The 16,477-nt window shown below is 52.2% G+C and carries 15 protein-coding genes and 1 tRNA gene; 8 read left to right on the forward strand and 8 right to left on the reverse strand.

What is annotated here, in order from left to right; all coding sequences use genetic code 11:
* Positions 1 to 233 precede the first annotated feature (233 nt).
* The 6 genes from AC2FNV_RS15265 (at position 234) to AC2FNV_RS15290 (ending at position 7,557) form a co-directional block, all read left to right on the forward strand.
* A complete protein-coding gene (locus AC2FNV_RS15265) occupies positions 234 to 1,391 on the forward strand; it encodes a substrate-binding domain-containing protein (RefSeq protein ID WP_170605306.1) in 1,158 nt (385 codons plus the stop codon).
* Complete coding sequence (locus AC2FNV_RS15270) at positions 1,388 to 2,743, forward strand: ABC transporter substrate-binding protein (protein ID WP_170473169.1); 1,356 nt, start codon at positions 1,388 to 1,390, stop codon at positions 2,741 to 2,743. Before AC2FNV_RS15265 ends, AC2FNV_RS15270 begins: the two co-directional genes overlap by 4 nt.
* A gap of 62 nt (positions 2,744 to 2,805) precedes the next feature.
* A complete protein-coding gene (locus AC2FNV_RS15275; protein WP_170604979.1) occupies positions 2,806 to 4,041 on the forward strand; it encodes a carbohydrate ABC transporter permease in 1,236 nt (411 codons plus the stop codon).
* Entirely contained in the window at positions 4,041 to 5,249 is a 1,209-nt protein-coding gene (locus tag AC2FNV_RS15280) for a carbohydrate ABC transporter permease (RefSeq protein WP_170604980.1), read from the forward strand. The genes AC2FNV_RS15275 and AC2FNV_RS15280 overlap by 1 nt, the downstream gene beginning before the upstream one ends.
* Before the next feature lie 5 nt (positions 5,250 to 5,254).
* The gene (locus AC2FNV_RS15285; RefSeq protein WP_367648119.1) at positions 5,255 to 6,502 is read left to right on the forward strand and encodes an MGH1-like glycoside hydrolase domain-containing protein; all 1,248 of its coding nucleotides are present in this window, start codon (positions 5,255 to 5,257) and stop codon (positions 6,500 to 6,502) included.
* Positions 6,502 to 7,557 carry an ABC transporter ATP-binding protein gene (locus AC2FNV_RS15290; protein WP_170604984.1) on the forward strand — a complete coding sequence of 352 codons (1,056 nt, stop codon included), beginning with the start codon at positions 6,502 to 6,504 and terminating at the stop codon, positions 7,555 to 7,557. The genes AC2FNV_RS15285 and AC2FNV_RS15290 overlap by 1 nt, the downstream gene beginning before the upstream one ends.
* A gap of 174 nt (positions 7,558 to 7,731) precedes the next feature.
* On the opposite strand, the gene AC2FNV_RS15295 is transcribed toward AC2FNV_RS15290, so the two are convergent.
* From AC2FNV_RS15295 to AC2FNV_RS15315, 5 genes are read right to left on the reverse strand one after another with little or no spacing between them, the layout of a single operon-like run.
* The gene (locus AC2FNV_RS15295; RefSeq protein WP_170604986.1) at positions 7,732 to 8,871 is read right to left on the reverse strand and encodes an energy transducer TonB family protein; all 1,140 of its coding nucleotides are present in this window, start codon (positions 8,869 to 8,871) and stop codon (positions 7,732 to 7,734) included.
* On the reverse strand, positions 8,868 to 9,245 hold the full coding sequence (locus AC2FNV_RS15300; protein ID WP_170604988.1) for an ExbD/TolR family protein: 378 nt from the start codon (positions 9,243 to 9,245) through the stop codon (positions 8,868 to 8,870). Before AC2FNV_RS15300 ends, AC2FNV_RS15295 begins: the two co-directional genes overlap by 4 nt.
* A gap of 4 nt (positions 9,246 to 9,249) precedes the next feature.
* Positions 9,250 to 9,615: a biopolymer transporter ExbD gene (locus AC2FNV_RS15305; RefSeq protein WP_254442490.1), complete on the reverse strand. Its 366-nt coding sequence runs from the start codon at positions 9,613 to 9,615 to the stop codon at positions 9,250 to 9,252.
* Positions 9,608 to 10,273 (reverse strand): MotA/TolQ/ExbB proton channel family protein, encoded by a 666-nt coding sequence (locus AC2FNV_RS15310; protein ID WP_170473150.1) that lies wholly within the window; start codon positions 10,271 to 10,273, stop codon positions 9,608 to 9,610. The genes AC2FNV_RS15305 and AC2FNV_RS15310 overlap by 8 nt, the downstream gene beginning before the upstream one ends.
* Positions 10,270 to 10,704 (reverse strand): hypothetical protein, encoded by a 435-nt coding sequence (locus AC2FNV_RS15315; protein ID WP_254442491.1) that lies wholly within the window; start codon positions 10,702 to 10,704, stop codon positions 10,270 to 10,272. The genes AC2FNV_RS15310 and AC2FNV_RS15315 overlap by 4 nt, the downstream gene beginning before the upstream one ends.
* A gap of 403 nt (positions 10,705 to 11,107) precedes the next feature.
* On the opposite strand from AC2FNV_RS15315, the gene AC2FNV_RS15320 reads away from it, so the two are divergent.
* Positions 11,108 to 11,193, forward strand: a tRNA-Leu gene (locus tag AC2FNV_RS15320).
* Between the two features lie 255 nt (positions 11,194 to 11,448).
* Here AC2FNV_RS15320 and AC2FNV_RS15325 read toward each other — a convergent pair.
* The 3 genes from AC2FNV_RS15325 to AC2FNV_RS15335 form a co-directional block, all read right to left on the reverse strand.
* Entirely contained in the window at positions 11,449 to 12,660 is a 1,212-nt protein-coding gene (locus AC2FNV_RS15325) for a peptidoglycan-binding domain-containing protein (protein WP_170604990.1), read from the reverse strand.
* 238 nt (positions 12,661 to 12,898) lie between these two features.
* Positions 12,899 to 14,233, reverse strand: coding sequence for a metal-dependent hydrolase family protein (locus tag AC2FNV_RS15330; protein WP_170604992.1), 1,335 nt, complete (start codon positions 14,231 to 14,233; stop codon positions 12,899 to 12,901).
* Between the two features lie 377 nt (positions 14,234 to 14,610).
* Positions 14,611 to 15,369, reverse strand: a complete 759-nt coding sequence (locus tag AC2FNV_RS15335) for a gamma-glutamylcyclotransferase (protein WP_217362372.1) — start codon at positions 15,367 to 15,369, stop codon at positions 14,611 to 14,613.
* A 607-nt stretch (positions 15,370 to 15,976) separates the two neighbouring features.
* Between AC2FNV_RS15335 and AC2FNV_RS15340 the strand changes: the two genes are divergently transcribed.
* On the forward strand, positions 15,977 to 16,171 hold the full coding sequence (locus AC2FNV_RS15340) for a hypothetical protein (protein WP_170473139.1): 195 nt from the start codon (positions 15,977 to 15,979) through the stop codon (positions 16,169 to 16,171).
* Positions 16,172 to 16,477 lie beyond the last annotated feature (306 nt).

The raw sequence follows: 16,477 nt of genomic DNA on the forward strand, positions 1-16,477 counted from the left end.
AATCCTATGTTGAAAGTGTTGATCGACGAAAACTTCGCAGATTAAATGCTGCGTTTTCTGGCGATCAAGATTGAACGCAAACTCATAGGACTGGGGTGATTGGTCCTTTTCTCGCGCAGAATACCTTACTTGGCGTCGGTGCTCCTCTTACGGCCATAAAATTCGGCTTTTAGTTAATTCCGGTCATTTTTAAGTTGCCGAAACCGGTTTCGGAGCGACTAAATGAAAGAATGATGACGAATCCCACTGCGCAAAAAGGCGAATCCCAGCTTCGTGCGGCGTCCGCAACAGGGCGGGTGAAGCTTGATGAGCTGGCTTATCACCTAGGGCTTTCGAAAAGCACCGTGTCGCGCGCGCTGAACGGTTACTCGGATATTTCGGACGCGACGCGAAAAAGGGTTGAGGTCACAGCGCGCAAGATGGGTTATCGCCCGCTCAGCCACGCGCAGGCTATCCGGACAGGTAAGGTCCGGGCAATTGCGATGGTTATTAATGGCGAAGAACCCGACAGGCACAATCCGTTTTTGCAGGATTTTCTTTCCGGAGCTTGTGAAGCAGCCAGTTCGTTTGACTGGACCATGACTATTTCCACGGCGAAGTCAGAAAAGGACATGCTCAAGGTCCTGGGCAGGCTTGTTGAAGAACGCAAGGCCGACGGGTTTATTCTGCCGCGAACGGAAGTTGATGATGCCCGAGTTGAATACCTAAGGGAGCTGAAGGTACCGTTTATCCTTTATGGGCGGACTGGATACGGTCAAGCCGCAGCAATGGAAAATACCTCTTGGTTCGATATTTCCGGTGAAACGGCGATCAGAAACGCGGTCATTCGTTTGGCCGAATTCGGACACAGCAGCATTGGTTACGTCGGTAGTGATCCGAAGTTCAATTACAGTCACCTGCGCCGCGACGGATATGTTGACGGTCTGAAAGCCGCGGGCTTGGAATTTGATCCTGAATTAATCCGGGATGGCGCGCGCACGCGCGAAGAAGGAGCTTTGGAAGCGCGGGCTTTGATGAACCTGAAAAACCCGCCGACGGCTATCGTTTTTGCGACCGACTTGGCTGCTTTAGGCTGTTATTCTGTTTGTAGGGATTTGGATCTGGAAATCGGACGCGATGTTTCCGTCATTGGGTACGACGGCATCCCGGAGTGCCAATATGTCAGTCCGGGGCTCACGACGTTCAGTGTGGACTCGCATCGGGCAGGGGAGCGGCTTGCAACATTGCTGATCCGCCAGACGCGGGGCGAGCAACCTAAAGACTTACGCGAACTCAGCGAAGCTGTTCTTATAGAACGACAATCCGATGGGCCGCCGCGGCTGACGTCCGAGGATCTGGCGCTAAAAATTGTAAATCTCAATGATCATAACCGGGGAGGAGACCGACTATGAAACTTACACCCAAGGCATCCAGGCTGATGCTTGGATCATCGCTTGCGTTGATACTGGCAGCGGTATCTGCGCACGCGGACACGATCCGTTTTTGGACGACGGAAGAGCAACCCGAACGGTTGGCAAAGCAGCAGGAAATGGCTGATCAATTCAAGGCTGAAACCGGAACTACTGTCGAAGTCATCCCGGTGACCGAAACCGATCTGGGAACACGTGCCACAGCCGCATTTGCAGCAGGCGATCTGCCGGACGTTGTTTATCATCCGTTGCAGTATGCTCTGCCTTGGGCTGAAGCGGGTATTCTGGACACAGAAGCGGCAACAGAAGTGGTTGAGGAGCTAGGCGCAGATACTTTCGCTCCGGGAGCTCTTGCAATGGCAGCGTTCAACGGCGAAACGGCATCCGTGCCGGTCGACGGCTGGACCCAAATGGTTGTGTACCGCAAAGATTTGTTTGACGAGAAGGGGTTAGACGCGCCGAGTTCTTATGCTGCGGTCGAGGCTGCCTTGGAAGCTCTGCATAGTCCGCCGGACATGTATGGATTCGTTGCAGCCACCAAGGTGGACGAAAACTTCATGAGCCAAGTGTTGGAACATGTTTTCCTGGCAAACGGAGTTAGCCCAGTTGGTCCGGACGGTTTCCAGCCGTTGGACGAGGCCAAAACAACAGAGGTACTGGACTTTTACAAAGCCATTTCCAAAGCTTCGCCTCCGGGGGAACTGTATTGGAAGCAGTCGCGCGAACTTTACTTTGATGGCAAGGCGGCAATGATCATCTGGTCGCCGTTTATTCTGGACGAATTGGCCGGCCTTCGCGACAGCGCTCCGCCCACCATCAACGATGATCCGACCTCTCGCGATTTGGCCAGCAAGACTGGAATTGTCACCAACTTTTCGGGCCCGTCCAATCCGGACGGAGCTGCATGGGGCGATGTTCGGTATTTCGGCATCACCAATGATGCGGATACCGATGCCGCCATGGAATTTGTGAAATACGCAATGGATCAGGGCTATACCCAGACATTGGCTATTGCGCCCGAAGGTAAATTCCCCGTCCGACGTGGAAATGCTGACAACCCGACTGCGTTCTCAGAAGCGTGGGCAGAGTTGCCGGTTGGCGTAGATCGCAAGGCACCTTTGGGTGAACTTTACGACCAGGCCATGATCGATGAAATTGTCGGAGGCTTGGATGTCGCTCAGCGTTGGGGAGTCACCGAAGGTCAGCTCTCGCTGGCATCGAAAATGATTAACAGCCAGGCGATCAACCGTATTGTCCGTCAGTATATCGACGATGAGCTCGATGCTGCGGCCGCTGTTGCCGCGATGAACGAAGAACTCGCTAAAGTTCAATAAGTTCCGCTTGTTAATACCGCAGCGACGTTCGCGTCGCTGCACCCAACCCATCGAGGTATCCCATGTCTTCGGCTGTCCCTCCGACCGGCACGGGAGCGCTTGCGAAACGCGAGGCGCGTTTGGCATGGGCGCTTCTGGCCCCGACACTGATCAGCGTCTCACTGGTTGTGATCTTGCCTTTGCTGGCCATTATCTGGATCAGTTTCAAACCTTTTACCCTATCTGACCTTCGCCCACCTGCGCCAGTGGTGCGCGAGAGTCTGCGCGGTTCCGGTGAGGACCTGCGGATTGAGTACCGTCTGCGCAATTCCAGCCAGGAGATTGCAGTCGCGGGAGTGACGATCAGTGACACTCTCCCTGAGGGCATGACTCCGACATCCGAGATCACTGCTCCATGCCAATTAGAAGGGCGCGATCTATTCTGTGATTTTGGCACACTCGAGGGCGGTCAGCGCGAGCGTATCCGAATTCCGGTCGCAATTGATGGCGAAGCGGAATCTTTCGAAAATTTGGTGGAAGGATCTGTACCAATTTTGACCGGAAGCGGCCCGAATATTCTGACCAATTTTGAGTTCAGCCTTGAAAACTTTGCCAGGGTCTTTGACGGTTCAGAATTTTGGGGCGTTTTGTGGGTGACCCTTTTTTATACTGTTTTCGGTACCATCGGCGCCTTGGTTATGGGCCTTTTCGCGGCCCTTTTGCTGAACAAAAGTTTTCGGGGTCAGGGCTTTATCCGGGGCCTTTACTTGTTCCCTTATGTCGCGCCAGTCATCGCCGTCGCATTTACCTGGGTCACTTTGTTCGACCCATTTTCAGGCTCGGCCAATGCGTTGTTGGTGCAGATGGGCATTAGTGAGGATCCGATCAACTTTTTTGGTGAACGCCCGCTCGCTTTGATCATGGTTACGGTGTTCGAGATCTGGCGTTATTTCCCTTTATCTTTCCTGTTCATTCTAGCCCGGATGCAGTCAATCGACTCCAGCATGTACGAGGCCGCAGATATGGATGGTGCCTCTCCGTTTCAGAAGTTTTGGTTGCTGAGTATCCCTCAATTATTGGGCATTCTATCGGTGCTGTTCCTTTTGCGGTTCATTTGGACATTCAACAAGTTCGACGACATCTTTTTGTTGACCGGTGGCAATGCAGGTACGCGTACCCTGACCGTGAATGTCTATGAGCAGGCTTTTGCGATCTCTAACATTGGGGCTGGCGCTGCAGTCGCGGTTGTAATCCTGATGTGTTTACTTGCGTTCAGCTTTGTCTTCTTCCGATTTATCAGCCGAGAGGAGGGCTTGTGATGCGCAATGGATTTGTAACCGGCCCTCTCCTTGGCGCACTTTGGTTGGTCGTTATTGCGACAACCGTAGCGGTCACCATGTCCTTTGCCACTGGTGCTGCATTTCGTCCGCAGGTTCTGTTCAGCCTGATTTGGGGCGCGGTTGCCGGGTTGATCTATGTCCGCTTTCCGGTCCGGCATGCGACTGCACGTTTGGGAGTTGCGTTGTTTTTGGGTTTGTCTTGCCTGACAGGGGTCGGACCTGTTCTGATTGGGTCTGGAACCACACTTTTGGCGTTGTTGATCACCGTGGGGTCAATCGCCTTGGTGATGCATTTGTCGATGGCAGAAATCCTAAAGGAACTGCCATTTGGAGAGCTAACTCGTCATGAATACGAAGATGCGGTGATCCGCTTTTGTACCGGTTTCGGATATATATTCTTCACGGCAATCGTTGTCATACCCTTCTACGTGATGGTTATGACGAGTTTGAAGTCGCAACAGGCGCTACTTCAGAACCCCTTGGATTTTTCACTGGATCTTAGTCAAGGCACCGCGCTGTTCCGCAGCTATACCGAACTGTTCCGCGACTTCAATTTCGGTACCTATCTTTGGACGTCATTCTATGTCTCGGTGCTGACGGTGTTCATCACTTTGTTGTTCAGCGTACCAGGTGCCTATGCGGTGGCGCGGTTTCGGTTCAAAGGACAAAAGGCTTTCTCGCGCTCGATCTTGTTGATTTACATGGTGCCGATGATCGTTCTGGCGTTGCCGATCTATATCGCCTTCTCACTGACAGGTCTGCGCAATTCGATACTTGGCATCGTTATGATTTATCCGGTCACAACGATCCCGGTCGCACTTTATATGCTGCAGGGTTATTTCCGCGGCTTACCGACAGAAGTTGAAGAGGCGGGTCTAATGGATGGGCTTTCGCGCATTTCGGTAATCTGGAAAATTACACTTCCGCTTAGCTTACCTGCGCTGGCTTCGGTGTCTCTATACGTCTTTATGATTGCTTGGAACGAATTCCTGTTGGCTTTCATGCTTTTGGATGACCCGTCCAAATTCACACTTACCCGAGGGGTCACAATGTTGAATTCCTCAGAAATTCCACGACAGCACCTGATGGCCGGTGCGGTGATTGCCACCGTTCCGATTATGGCGCTGTTTTTAGGACTCGAACGTTTCATGACCAAGGGCCTGACTGCGGGGTCCGTCAAAGGATGACACTGATGAATCAACATACGAACCCTGATCGCGAGGCGCGAAACATCCTGATTTCAAATGACCGCGGTGGGTACACGATCCCGACCGAGGGTCTCTATCCATATCAATGGAATTGGGACAGCGCGATTGCCGCGCTGGGCTTTGCCCAGTTTGATATTGACCGAGCCTGGATCGAAATCGAGACGTTGTTCACAGGCCAATGGACCGACGGAATGGTTCCTCATATCTTGTTTCATCAACAAGATGACGGATACTTCCCCGGTCCTGATGTGTGGGGGTGCGACGGACCGATACCTTCCTCTGGAATCATTCAACCACCCCTCGCAGCAACGATGGCCCGGAAAATCTGGGAACAAGACACCGACGCCGGAGAAGCGCGCATTCGCGAGCTTTTCCCCCAAATGCTGGCTTGGCATCAGTGGATTATGAAGTGGCGCCTGGATGATCATGGCGCTGTTTGCACGACCCATCCCTGGGAAGCCGGACGTGACAATGCGCCCGACTGGGACAAAGCGATGGCGCGCATAGATGCCTCGGATGTCGGTGAATACCAGCGTCGTGACACGAGTCATGTAAACAGCGAGGATCGACCCACCAAATTCGACTATGACCGTTACATAAAACTGGTTCAAATCGGTCGTCAGGCTGGATGGGACCAGCAAGCCCTGTTAACGCAAAATCCGTTTCGTGTTGCAGATCCGACAATGACATTCACGACATTGCGGGCGGCGAGGGACTTGTTGGCCATTAGTGAACAACTGGGATTGGACGCCGAAGGTCTGGGCGCGGATATCGCTGACTTGGAAGTAGGTGCAAGCTCACTTTGGAACGAAGATTTGGGCGTTTTTGACTCGCGTGATGCAAGGACCAAAGAATGGTCAGGCAGCATTTCGAACGCTTCGTACCTTTGTTGGTACGCAGGGATTGAATCAGAAAAAATGTTGGATCGATTGAAGGCGGTATTGGCGTCGGTACCTTTTCCCGTTCCAAGCTATGATACGTCCATGCCGAACTTTGATGCGCGACGATATTGGCGCGGTCCAACATGGGCGTTCATGAACATGATGATCGGGTTCGGTTTGGCGGAAATGGGTCATGAACAACGGGCGGAAGAACTGCGTGTAAAGACTAAAGAATTAATCTCTACATATGGGTTTGCAGAGTATTTCGACCCGATTTCTGGCAGCCCGGCGGGCGGCAATGCGTTCACGTGGACAGCAGCTGTTTGGCTTCACTGGGCAGGGAGGGACTAATGGGTAGCATCGAACTAAAGTCGGTCGAAAAATGGTTTGGTTCCGCGCAGGTTATCAAAGGTGTTGACCTGAAAATCGAAGAAGGGGAATTCATCGTCTTCGTTGGTCCATCTGGCTGTGGCAAGTCGACTTTGCTTCGCATGATAGGTGGGCTCGAAGATATTTCGCGGGGGTCACTATTAATAAATGATAGCGACGTAACAGACCACCCCCCGTCCAAGCGTGGCCTGACAATGGTCTTTCAATCTTATGCGCTGTATCCGCATCTGACAGTTGCAGAAAACATGGGTTTCTCCCTCAAGGTTGCTGGTGTCCAGAAAGCAGAAATAGATAGGCAGGTTAGCAAAGCGGCCGACGTTCTAAAACTTGGTCCATTTCTGGAAAGACGCCCCAAAGACCTTTCCGGAGGGCAGCGACAGCGGGTTGCAATTGGCCGATCCATTGTGCGTGATCCCACAGCATTTTTGTTTGATGAACCACTTTCGAACCTTGATGCGGCTTTGCGGGTCGAAATGCGTTATGAGATCGCCAAACTTCATCAAAATCTCAAACGCACAATGATTTATGTGACGCACGATCAGGTCGAGGCGATGACTCTGGCCGATCGGATTGTCGTTCTAGAATACGGTACAATTGCTCAGGTGGGTTCACCACGCGAACTTTACGAACGTCCGGCAAATCTGTTTGTGGCTCAGTTCATCGGCAGCCCAAAGATGAATATTCTACCATGCAAGACGCGGAACGGTCGTTACGAACTGGAGCAAGGCGGAAGTGGTGAATTCACGCTGTCCGGCGAGGCCATTAAGCTGGGTATCCGACCCGAACACATAAGTGTGGTCGCACCAGGTGATGGGCAAAGTGACGGGGTCATTGAGGTAATTGAATATCTTGGTGCGGACACATTTTTAATTATCGATTGCGGGGCGGAAGAAAAAGTGACTGTTCGGTTAAACGGGGATACAGACCTGACACCCGGAACGAAGGTTGGCCTGCATTTTCCGCAGGAAAGCCTGCATTTCTTTGATGAAAGCGGTCAGGCTTTGGGAGCAAAATAGCAGAAGTTACTTTGGGCAAGGTGAAAACAGATCAAGGTTATATTGACCTGCTCCAGAATGTCTCTGGCCAATGCTTTTGACGCTTGGTTGCAATACCTGGTAAGGTAATCGGCCCAATTTGAAGAATCAAAACCCGGTTAGCGCAAAGCTGCCTTAATACATTCAGAAGACGTTTCACCTGATCTGATAGAAAAAAGACAGCTTTCGACTGACGCCCCCTGGTGGCCGTGGAAAAGGTGCTGCGCTGCGCACTTGTTCTTTTGCCGCGCGTTCGACATCAGGCGCACCCGAGCTGTCGACAACGTCTACCCATGCCAAGGTACCGTCAGGGTTAATCTCAAAAAAAACCTGAGCAAACCCGCGGGTTGCAACATAAACGAGCGGTGCGCGGTTCAGATGCACCAACACCTGGCCGGCATAGTTTGTTCTGTCCGAATTCCCAGGACCAAGACCGCCTGATCGGTTTCCGCCGCGATCTTGTCTGAATGTGTCAAGTCCTTCACGGCGATACACGGTGAGAGGCGAGTCAATGGTTTGGTCCGGAAAGCGCAAGTTGTCAAAATTCCTTGATGGGTCCAAAGCGCTTGGTGATGTCTGACGAGGTCGGCGGTCTGGAAGGCGCGGCCTTAATGAAGATACAACTGCCTGCTCGGACTCTGCATCTTCTTCGGATCCTTCGGTGTCTTCGGGTGTTATTGGGGCGACGGGCACGTCCGGTGTTTCAGTAACGACCGTCTGGTTTTCAACAGGAACTGTAAGAGGTTGCGGCGGGGGCAGGGCCGCAAATTCTTCTGGCTCTTTTGCAGTTGGTAACTCAGCAACGGGCTCGGCAACCGGTGCTGCTGCTTCGGTAGCTTCAACCGGCGCTTCTGCTGAAGTATCGGGAGTGACGGGCGCGGACGCGACGGGTTCGGCAGTTTCTGCCTCGTTGTCATCTGCCTGACCCTGCGTATCGGTAACGGGCGATTGCGGAGCCTCCGGTTGAATGATTGTCGAAGTCCCTGTGTCGGGGGACGGGACATCTTGCGGTTCTGGCGACGCGACAAGTACGTCACTTGTTGGAACTTCGGCTGGTTCTGGTTCTGCTGTGGAGTCAACCGACGGTTCCGGCACCTCCGCCTGTTCTGGTTGAACCTGCTCTGGTGGAGCATCGACGAATTCTTCAAACGCAGTGCTCAATTCAAGGCTATTAGCCCGGCTTTCAATGACTTTTTTTTCTGTAAGTCTAGGCGCGGTTAGGCTCAAACCCAACAGGTGTAACATTAGCGAAAGCGTAATCGCCATTGCAGCGACGAAAACGGAGGTTCTGATCATTCCAGAGCCTGACGTGTTACAAGAAACACAGAAGGTGCGCCCAACCGACGAAGTACTCCGGTAACTTCGATCAGACGTTGCCCAGACACGTTCTTGTCGGGAACAATTCGGACCGGTCCCGCGCTATTCCGCGACAGATAAGACTCGGGGTCAGTCGGTAGCCCACGAAAACTCAGAGTCCCGTCCGAATGCAGGATTATAGCATCAGGTGGATCGCGCCCCTCGAGCTCGGCCGTGTCTATCAGTTCAAGATCGGGGTCCAACGGCGGGGCCAGCGTACCAGCCAATAGGAAATAGATCAGCATCAGGAAAACGACATTGATCAGCGGAATTGTTGAGTCGCGTTTGATGCGTGGGCGTGTTGCACGGATCATGGTTTTATTCCAGTACCGTAACGGTAAGCCCATCTTGTCCGCGCAATCGAACAAGAAGATCCACCAGTCGTTGGGCCGATGTATCGATGTCCAAACTGACCAGCACTTGCCCGGTTCCGATCTGACTGGCCACTTCATCCAATGTCGTGACAGTGCCGTTCAGAATCAGTCGTTGTGAACCCAGTAGCAAAAAGACCCTGTCGGCGGGTTCGGGCACGTCTGCAACACCTGCTGTCGCGTTGATCAATTCGATCTCGGCGAAGCGGGAAAACGTTGAAGACAACATGAAAAACAGTAAAAGCAAGAAAATAACGTCGATGAGCGGTGTCATCGACATTCGTCGCCGAACAAATGGGGCGGTCCTACGCATGTTCCGGAGCTGCTATCGGCGCGCTCGCCCCGTCCACTGGCTGTATCGACTGACCCGGCACCAATATTGTGCGCAGGGCCTTGTCTGCGAACACTCTTTCTCGCGCTGTACGGCTTTCAAACCATGAAAGAACCATTGAGGTGGGCATTGCTACTGCAAGCCCAACTGCAGTGGTGACCAGCGCAACCCAAATTCCACCCGCCAACAGTGACGGATCGACGGCTGAGCCAGCGCTCTGAAGGCTCTGGAACGCGTTGATCATGCCAAGCACCGTGCCAAAAAGCCCAAGCAGCGGTGCAAGCTGCGCTACAGTATCCAGCAGTCGGAACCCGCGTTCCAGGCGGGCAAGCGCCAACCCTGCTTCGGCGTCAAGTCGATCTTCGATACCGGGCACGTTCCGTGCATCCATCGCTGCACTAACAATGGGTGCCAGGTAACTACTGCTTTCATTCAAGCGAGATCGCGCGGCGCCTGGATCCCCTGCATCCCACGCCTGAAGCGCCTTGGACAAAACCCGGTGCCGCCCAACTCCGCAAGCCGCGAACTGCCAGAGTTTGTAAATCGTCACAGCCAGCGTCAGAACAGACATTACAAGCAGGATCGCTACGACTGGGCCGCCCAGGTTAAGGATTTCACGCAAAGCTGCTACCGGGCTCATCCCAAAAGCTCCATTTTAACACGGCTGTTCAGCTTCAGCGCGTTTCGACATATGTCACTTTCCGATCCGCCGACAACACAAGTATTGGCACCATTTATCAGCACTTGCCCCACTGAACTGCAGGCTCTTGTGGGCAGATCGAATTGACGCACTCTGGGTCTATCGGCTGGCAGTTCGCGGAAATCGAACAGAGAAAGGCTGACAACCTGCCCATTTGTGTCAAAAATAACCGTTTCAAATACTGCTTTTTCTATAACGGACTCGGTTTCATTCATTATCAAAAAAGTCAGTCTGCAGGCGTCGGTAACGTCCTGAACGGCATTCAGCTCAACCAGCAACCCTGATTGGGACTTTTCCTTGGGCTGTGCGACGGCGCTGAAAGTAAATGCAGCGGTGAACAGAGCCACGAACGCAAGGCATCGAAACAACATGGACGGGCTCCGAATTGTTTTTTCTGAACGTGAAGATATGTAGTGCTCTTCGCGTATGATGCCACTCTATCCGAGACGGATATGTGGCGAAAGAGCGACCTGACGCAGTTGTCAGTACGATCCATCAAAACTTTGCAGAATCTTTTTTCGTGCATTTGCTGCGCGACGAATTGGATGGAATTCAAAGGTACTTTCTCGACAGCTAAAAACGGGATTACGCCCTTTATTGGCTTTGTATAGACCGAAACGACAACTTCGGACTTCATCGCCTTGGGGCCGGCGTATCTCGCAATTTTCCACAAGTGGCATTTCTAGCTTATCTGTCTCTTTTCAATCCGGAAACGAGGATGTAAGAGTCGCCGGAGCTAAGATGACTGCTCCTGTATGGCGGCACTTTCAAGGCGCGGGCGTGATGGAATGGTAGACATATCGGACTTAAAATCCGAAGGCCTTAGTGCCGTGTGGGTTCGAGTCCCACCGCCCGCACCACAAAATATCATTAATTGATTGTAAAATAACAATAAAAATTACTCTTACCCAAGCAAGCCCCCAATCTTCGTTGGCCAAGCCGCCTTTGCTTCGATTGGATTCTCGCGTTTCTATACGAATATTTTGCGCACGTGATTACCCATCATGGCCTAAACTCGCAAAGTTTAGACAGTATACGCAGCGAGAAATGGCGGGTAACTCTCAGGTTTACCCGCCGCGCTGTCACGTCATTTGTGGATACGCAGTGACCTTGTTTTACTGCGACTTAGTCATTGCTGTTCGCAACAGCTCCGGACGGTCGGATTGGGACGGCAGGAAAACAGCCTGTGATCCTGCATCCAGTGCGGAAAGGCTCGCATCATACCACTGCATCGCAAGATCACGGCGTTCTTGCACACCGAAACCTTCGCGAAGGTGGTGCCCAATCAGTTCGCCATAAGCAGGCTCGCCCATTGCGACCAGCATCAGCGCAGATCCAATTGCGCTGTCCATGTTGTCCTGGCGGTAACCGATCGCAAGGCAGACCTTGCTTGTTGCCACCAGATCCTCGGGATCAAGCCCCGTATCCAAAGCAAACGTGCGCATCTGAGATTCTGCTTCGGCTTTTGAACTTAAAGAAAGTGCAACGACTTGCGGCTCCAAAGTTTCCCCGAAAGCGCTGCACTGCGCGGCCACTTGGTCAGGCGTCAGCCCTTGGACGTCTTCCATAAGCTCTTCACCGGTCGCCATTGCGTAGCTTCGGGCGAGGCAAAACTGTTCGCTCAATGCGAAATTTGGGTCGGACATATTCGACAGGGTCGTGTAGCCACCATTTGTCGACGTTTGCAGCATAACCGCGCTGCAGCGGTTGGCGAGCGACGGCCCCCCTGTGCCGCCCGAGAATAGGCTTGGTAGGCTCGAATTCGTTTCTTCAGAACTGTCGGTCGCTGAAGCGTCTTCTTGGGGTGCAACAGCTGGTGTAGCCTGTGCTGCCGCCTGAGGGGCGGCCGCCAGAGCAGTTTCGCTTTGCAACTGTTGGCGATACGCCATCAGAAGTGGCTGGCCCGAAAGTTGAGTGGCGGCTTGTCCGCCGCTTGTCCCCCAGTAGTATGCCTGCATCAAAAAGTCATACTGATACGGTTGGAAGTCATAGCCATTGACAGGATAGCCCATTGAAGCTTGATAGCGTTCTATGGCGGCCCGGGTTCCACTGCCGACCTGTCCATCAACCCTACCGGCATTGTAGCCGAAATAGTTGAGCGCCGTCTGGGTTTGCGCACCCTGTGTAGTTGATGGAATTCCTGACCGATAGGTCCGAGTTGTTGTCTGTGCCTTTTTCTTTTGCTGGTCCTTACCAATCGCGTAACCCAAAACCCCGCCTACGACAGCGCCGCCAATAAAGTCGCCCGCGTCGGCCCGCGCAATCTGAGGAGCAGCCATCGCGAATGAGAGCGCGATGCCGAGCGTTAATATCAATCGAATAATCATGACTTACCTCCACAACAAAGCGTCTATTTGAAACCAGTATAGCACAACCGGTACCTACCGTGGGTATAGATGCGATCTCGATGCAGAATTCTTGCGCGTATAACGGCCGATAAGCAAAGTTTTCCCGGACTGAGCTTTTATCGCAGGCGGGTTTTTACGCACAAAGCGTTAGCGTTGCGCTTTTTTGAAACGGCTAGTTTCCAACTCGAAACAGGCGCAACAATCCAACGGGGATCGTTCAAAGGTCGTTTTTGTATATCGCACCGTTAAGCATGATCAGGTCAATGGTTTCGATCGGCTTCCATTCTTCGGGCGCATCAAACCACTGTTCCTGACCGCCAATTACCCGGATGTCTTCCAGTGGGTTGCCGTCCACCAGCAGGAGGTCGGCGTACGCGCCTGGCTCGATCACGCCCAGTTTACCTTCTTTGTAAGGGTTGCGTTCGCCGGACATTGCCAGAACCTCTCCAGCGACAGAAGTCATCTGTTTAAGGACCTCAAAGTTAGAGTCGAACGTCTGAGTGCGCCACCAGATTTCGTAACGGCGCGCTCTTTCAGCGTCAGCGTTCACACCGACATAGTCAGAAGCGAATACGACTTTCACCCCATTTTTTACTAGGTTGCGTCCAAAATCAGCGTATTCCTTTCCCAATTCCTGAACCAAAGGAATTTTCGCCGGAGGCATCAAAGGATTCTTGGCAAGATCGGGGGAGATCCCCCACATTTGCGGAACCACATACGCGCCTTCGGCTGCTATCCTCTGCATGGTTTCTTCTGAGATGAAAAAGGTGTGTTCGAACGTTCTGACACCGCAGTCTAGTAATCGGTTGACGGCGCGATCAGTGAATACATGAGCCGCAACATAGGTTCCCCAGTCCTTTGTCGTTTCGACAATCGCGCAAGTTTCTTCCTTGGAAAACTGGGTTGTATCGATCGGATCAAACCGCGAAGAGCCTCCGCCGCCCGCCATGATTTTGATTTGAGTGGCACCATTTCGAAGGTTTAATCGAGTAGCTTTTAATGCTTCTGGGACACCATCCGCTACGGTGCCGATCCCCATACGCTCAAAATTCGATAAATCTCCTGCGTCTGCGTAACTAAAGCCAGGGTCGGCCCTGTCGCGGAAGTCGCCGTGGCCCGACGTCTGAGAAATAAATGCGCCCGACGGGTACAATCGCGGCCCGATCAGGAGACCGCTGTTTACTGCCCTTGCCAAACCAAAAGCAGGCCCCCCCATATCACGAACAGAGGTGAAACCGTCCATCAAGAACCGCTCCATAACAATAACGGCGTTGTAAGACAGGTCAGTGATGTCACTATCGCGTTCGATGACACCATAATCATTGTTGATCATAACATGAGCGTGGCCATCGATCAGGCCGGGCATCAGAGTCCGACCATCCCCGTCGATTACAACGGCATTTGGAGCATCAATTTCATCTGTAGACACTTCTTTGATTAGTTTGCCTTCGACAAGAACGCTGGCACCCTGCATCAGCGTCTCGTTGATCCCGTCAAAGATGTTTACGTTGTTTATCAGGGTTTGTTCCGGTTTTTCTGTATGCAGTCGCATGGCGCCTAGCTCACCGGGGGAGTATATGCTTGAGAAGTCTTGATTTTGACCGAGCGCCGGAACTGCAGTTGAGCACGCGAAAGCTAAAGCTACAGGCAAAGAACGAAAACTTTTGATCATGAATTACTCCTCCCGTCGAGTAATCACGATCTCTCATTTGTTCAAATATCCAAATGATGGAATATTCAAGTTTGGACTTAAGAAGTAGAGTTGCGGACGACGGTGCCATTCGACGCAATCGATGTTTACGTGTGCGGCGTCTGGCTACTTTCCGCTGCGGGATACGCCGCGTCCTCTGGTTGAATTTGGCTCAACCCGTCTGCCGCTTCGAATTGCTCGCAGGGAATTAAAGTAGCGTAAGCGACGGTCTGACTGACCTAGCAGAATTCCAAACCGTCGGTTTTCTTCTTTCCCCTATACGCGACCGCAAGTGCGTGAAGCTGGCGCATGTTCTGATCCGCGATGCCAAGTTCATCAAGATGCCGCACCAAAGAGTCCAGGTATTCGAAATTCGGTCCAAGCCCGCCTTCGGCGAAAGCAATCATTCTGGCCGCTTCGTCTTTGGGAAGGTTTGGCATGTATCGCCTGTTGCTGCGGTCCATCACAAATGTCAGTGCTTCCACCGAACCCTGAGGGGTCGCAACGTCGAAGAATACTGGGCGATAGGATCCCGAAAACATTTCCCGCCGCCACATGAATTGGGTTTCCCTGTCAACTAGTTCCGCCGGTATGCGAAAAACAACCCCATTGCATTGACCGCCTTCATCGAGCGCAGCCATCAATCCCGGCTGATCATGGGTACCGCGCCCGCCTTCGAGCCGCATGCAAAAGCTTCGATGCCAACCCATCAAGTTCCCGTAACGGTATTCTTCCACGTGGACTGCTGGGTCCCAAATTAGCGAGCCATAAGCGAAAACCCACAGGCCGCGATCCAACCGTTCGGAAAGCACGGCGCTTCGGTTGGCTTCTCGCGCGTCGTGCTCCATCCGCCAACCGGGTGGCCATCCTTCAACCTTGGCTTGTGCGTCTAACTCATCGAAGCGATCCAGCCCAAACCGCATTTCGGAGACATCCGGCGGTGTGATCCGGTCTCGAAGCTCTGGGGTGTGGCGGAAAACATCGTCAGGAAAAGGCATAGTGTGATCTAAACCATATCCTCAAACATGCGCCAGCAAATAAAAGCGTTTCAGACACTTAAAGCCGCCTTATCCAATGAATTTTCGATGGATGGTCGTTGGTTTTCGTGTGCGCTCGTCCAAACGAAGTCTGGGTTTACTATTTCATCAGATCTGATTATGCGCTTGAAAAGTGATTCTCTCAAACGATCGCCGCACACGCTTATCAGTTACCGCAAGAGATGTAATTGGTTGACGGCCTTGGGGTAAACTATCCCGCCCACGCGGGGATTTAGACACCAAAAAGACAGAAAACGTGGGCATGCAGGCATAGCCGGAAGAGCCGACTGTCTGGATGAATTCAAGGACTCATGTGTGGTCATCGCGAGACTTCCTTGGAACGGAGTTTGTGTAGTCATCGCGCTTCGTCGAATGCCCGTACTGAAAAAAACCGAAATCACTTGATCACTGCGGTATCACCTTAGAACGGTAAACAATCACAACGCAGCGAGTATCATTGTGCCGATATTCGTTCAAAATTTTTGGCAAAAGCACTGAAATTTGGGCGATAGCATCCAGTTTAAACGCGAAGTGATAAAATCACCCGGTAGTATGTTGTGAGTCGAAAATGGTTAAACAAAGTAAAAAAGATCTCCTTCCGCCATTGGTTGGCGCTGAAGAAATCAGAAGTACTCCGAATGAAAATGGCTCTGTAAATGCCCTAATGGAAGTTATTAAATTAATTACACCAATCTTTGTTTTTCTACTGGCTTACAGCATTGTAATAGCGTCTGCCGCCAGTTTTGTCTCGGTCCAGATGTGATAATTGTGGGCGGGATGAGCAGGTAGAGCCTACAACTTTCATTGAAACGATCAGTGCTTTCCCAAGGCGCCAAAATCGCTGATTGCTCAAGTCCTGTAAATTACGATCGATTGCGTGAGCCAAGGAAGCAGCTGTTCACAAACTCCATACTGGGCGTTTCGGTGACTGAAACGCTGAAGTTTACCTTCAAGTGCCGTTGCCAGTGTTTTGCCGCTTACAAAAGTGAATAGATTTGGGTAGTGGTGTTTTAAGCAGATTGCTTGCACCAACAGCAAATTTGGGAAGCAAAGCAATTAGGGCGATCAT

Source organism: Ruegeria sp. BHSA163 (assembly GCF_059613365.1).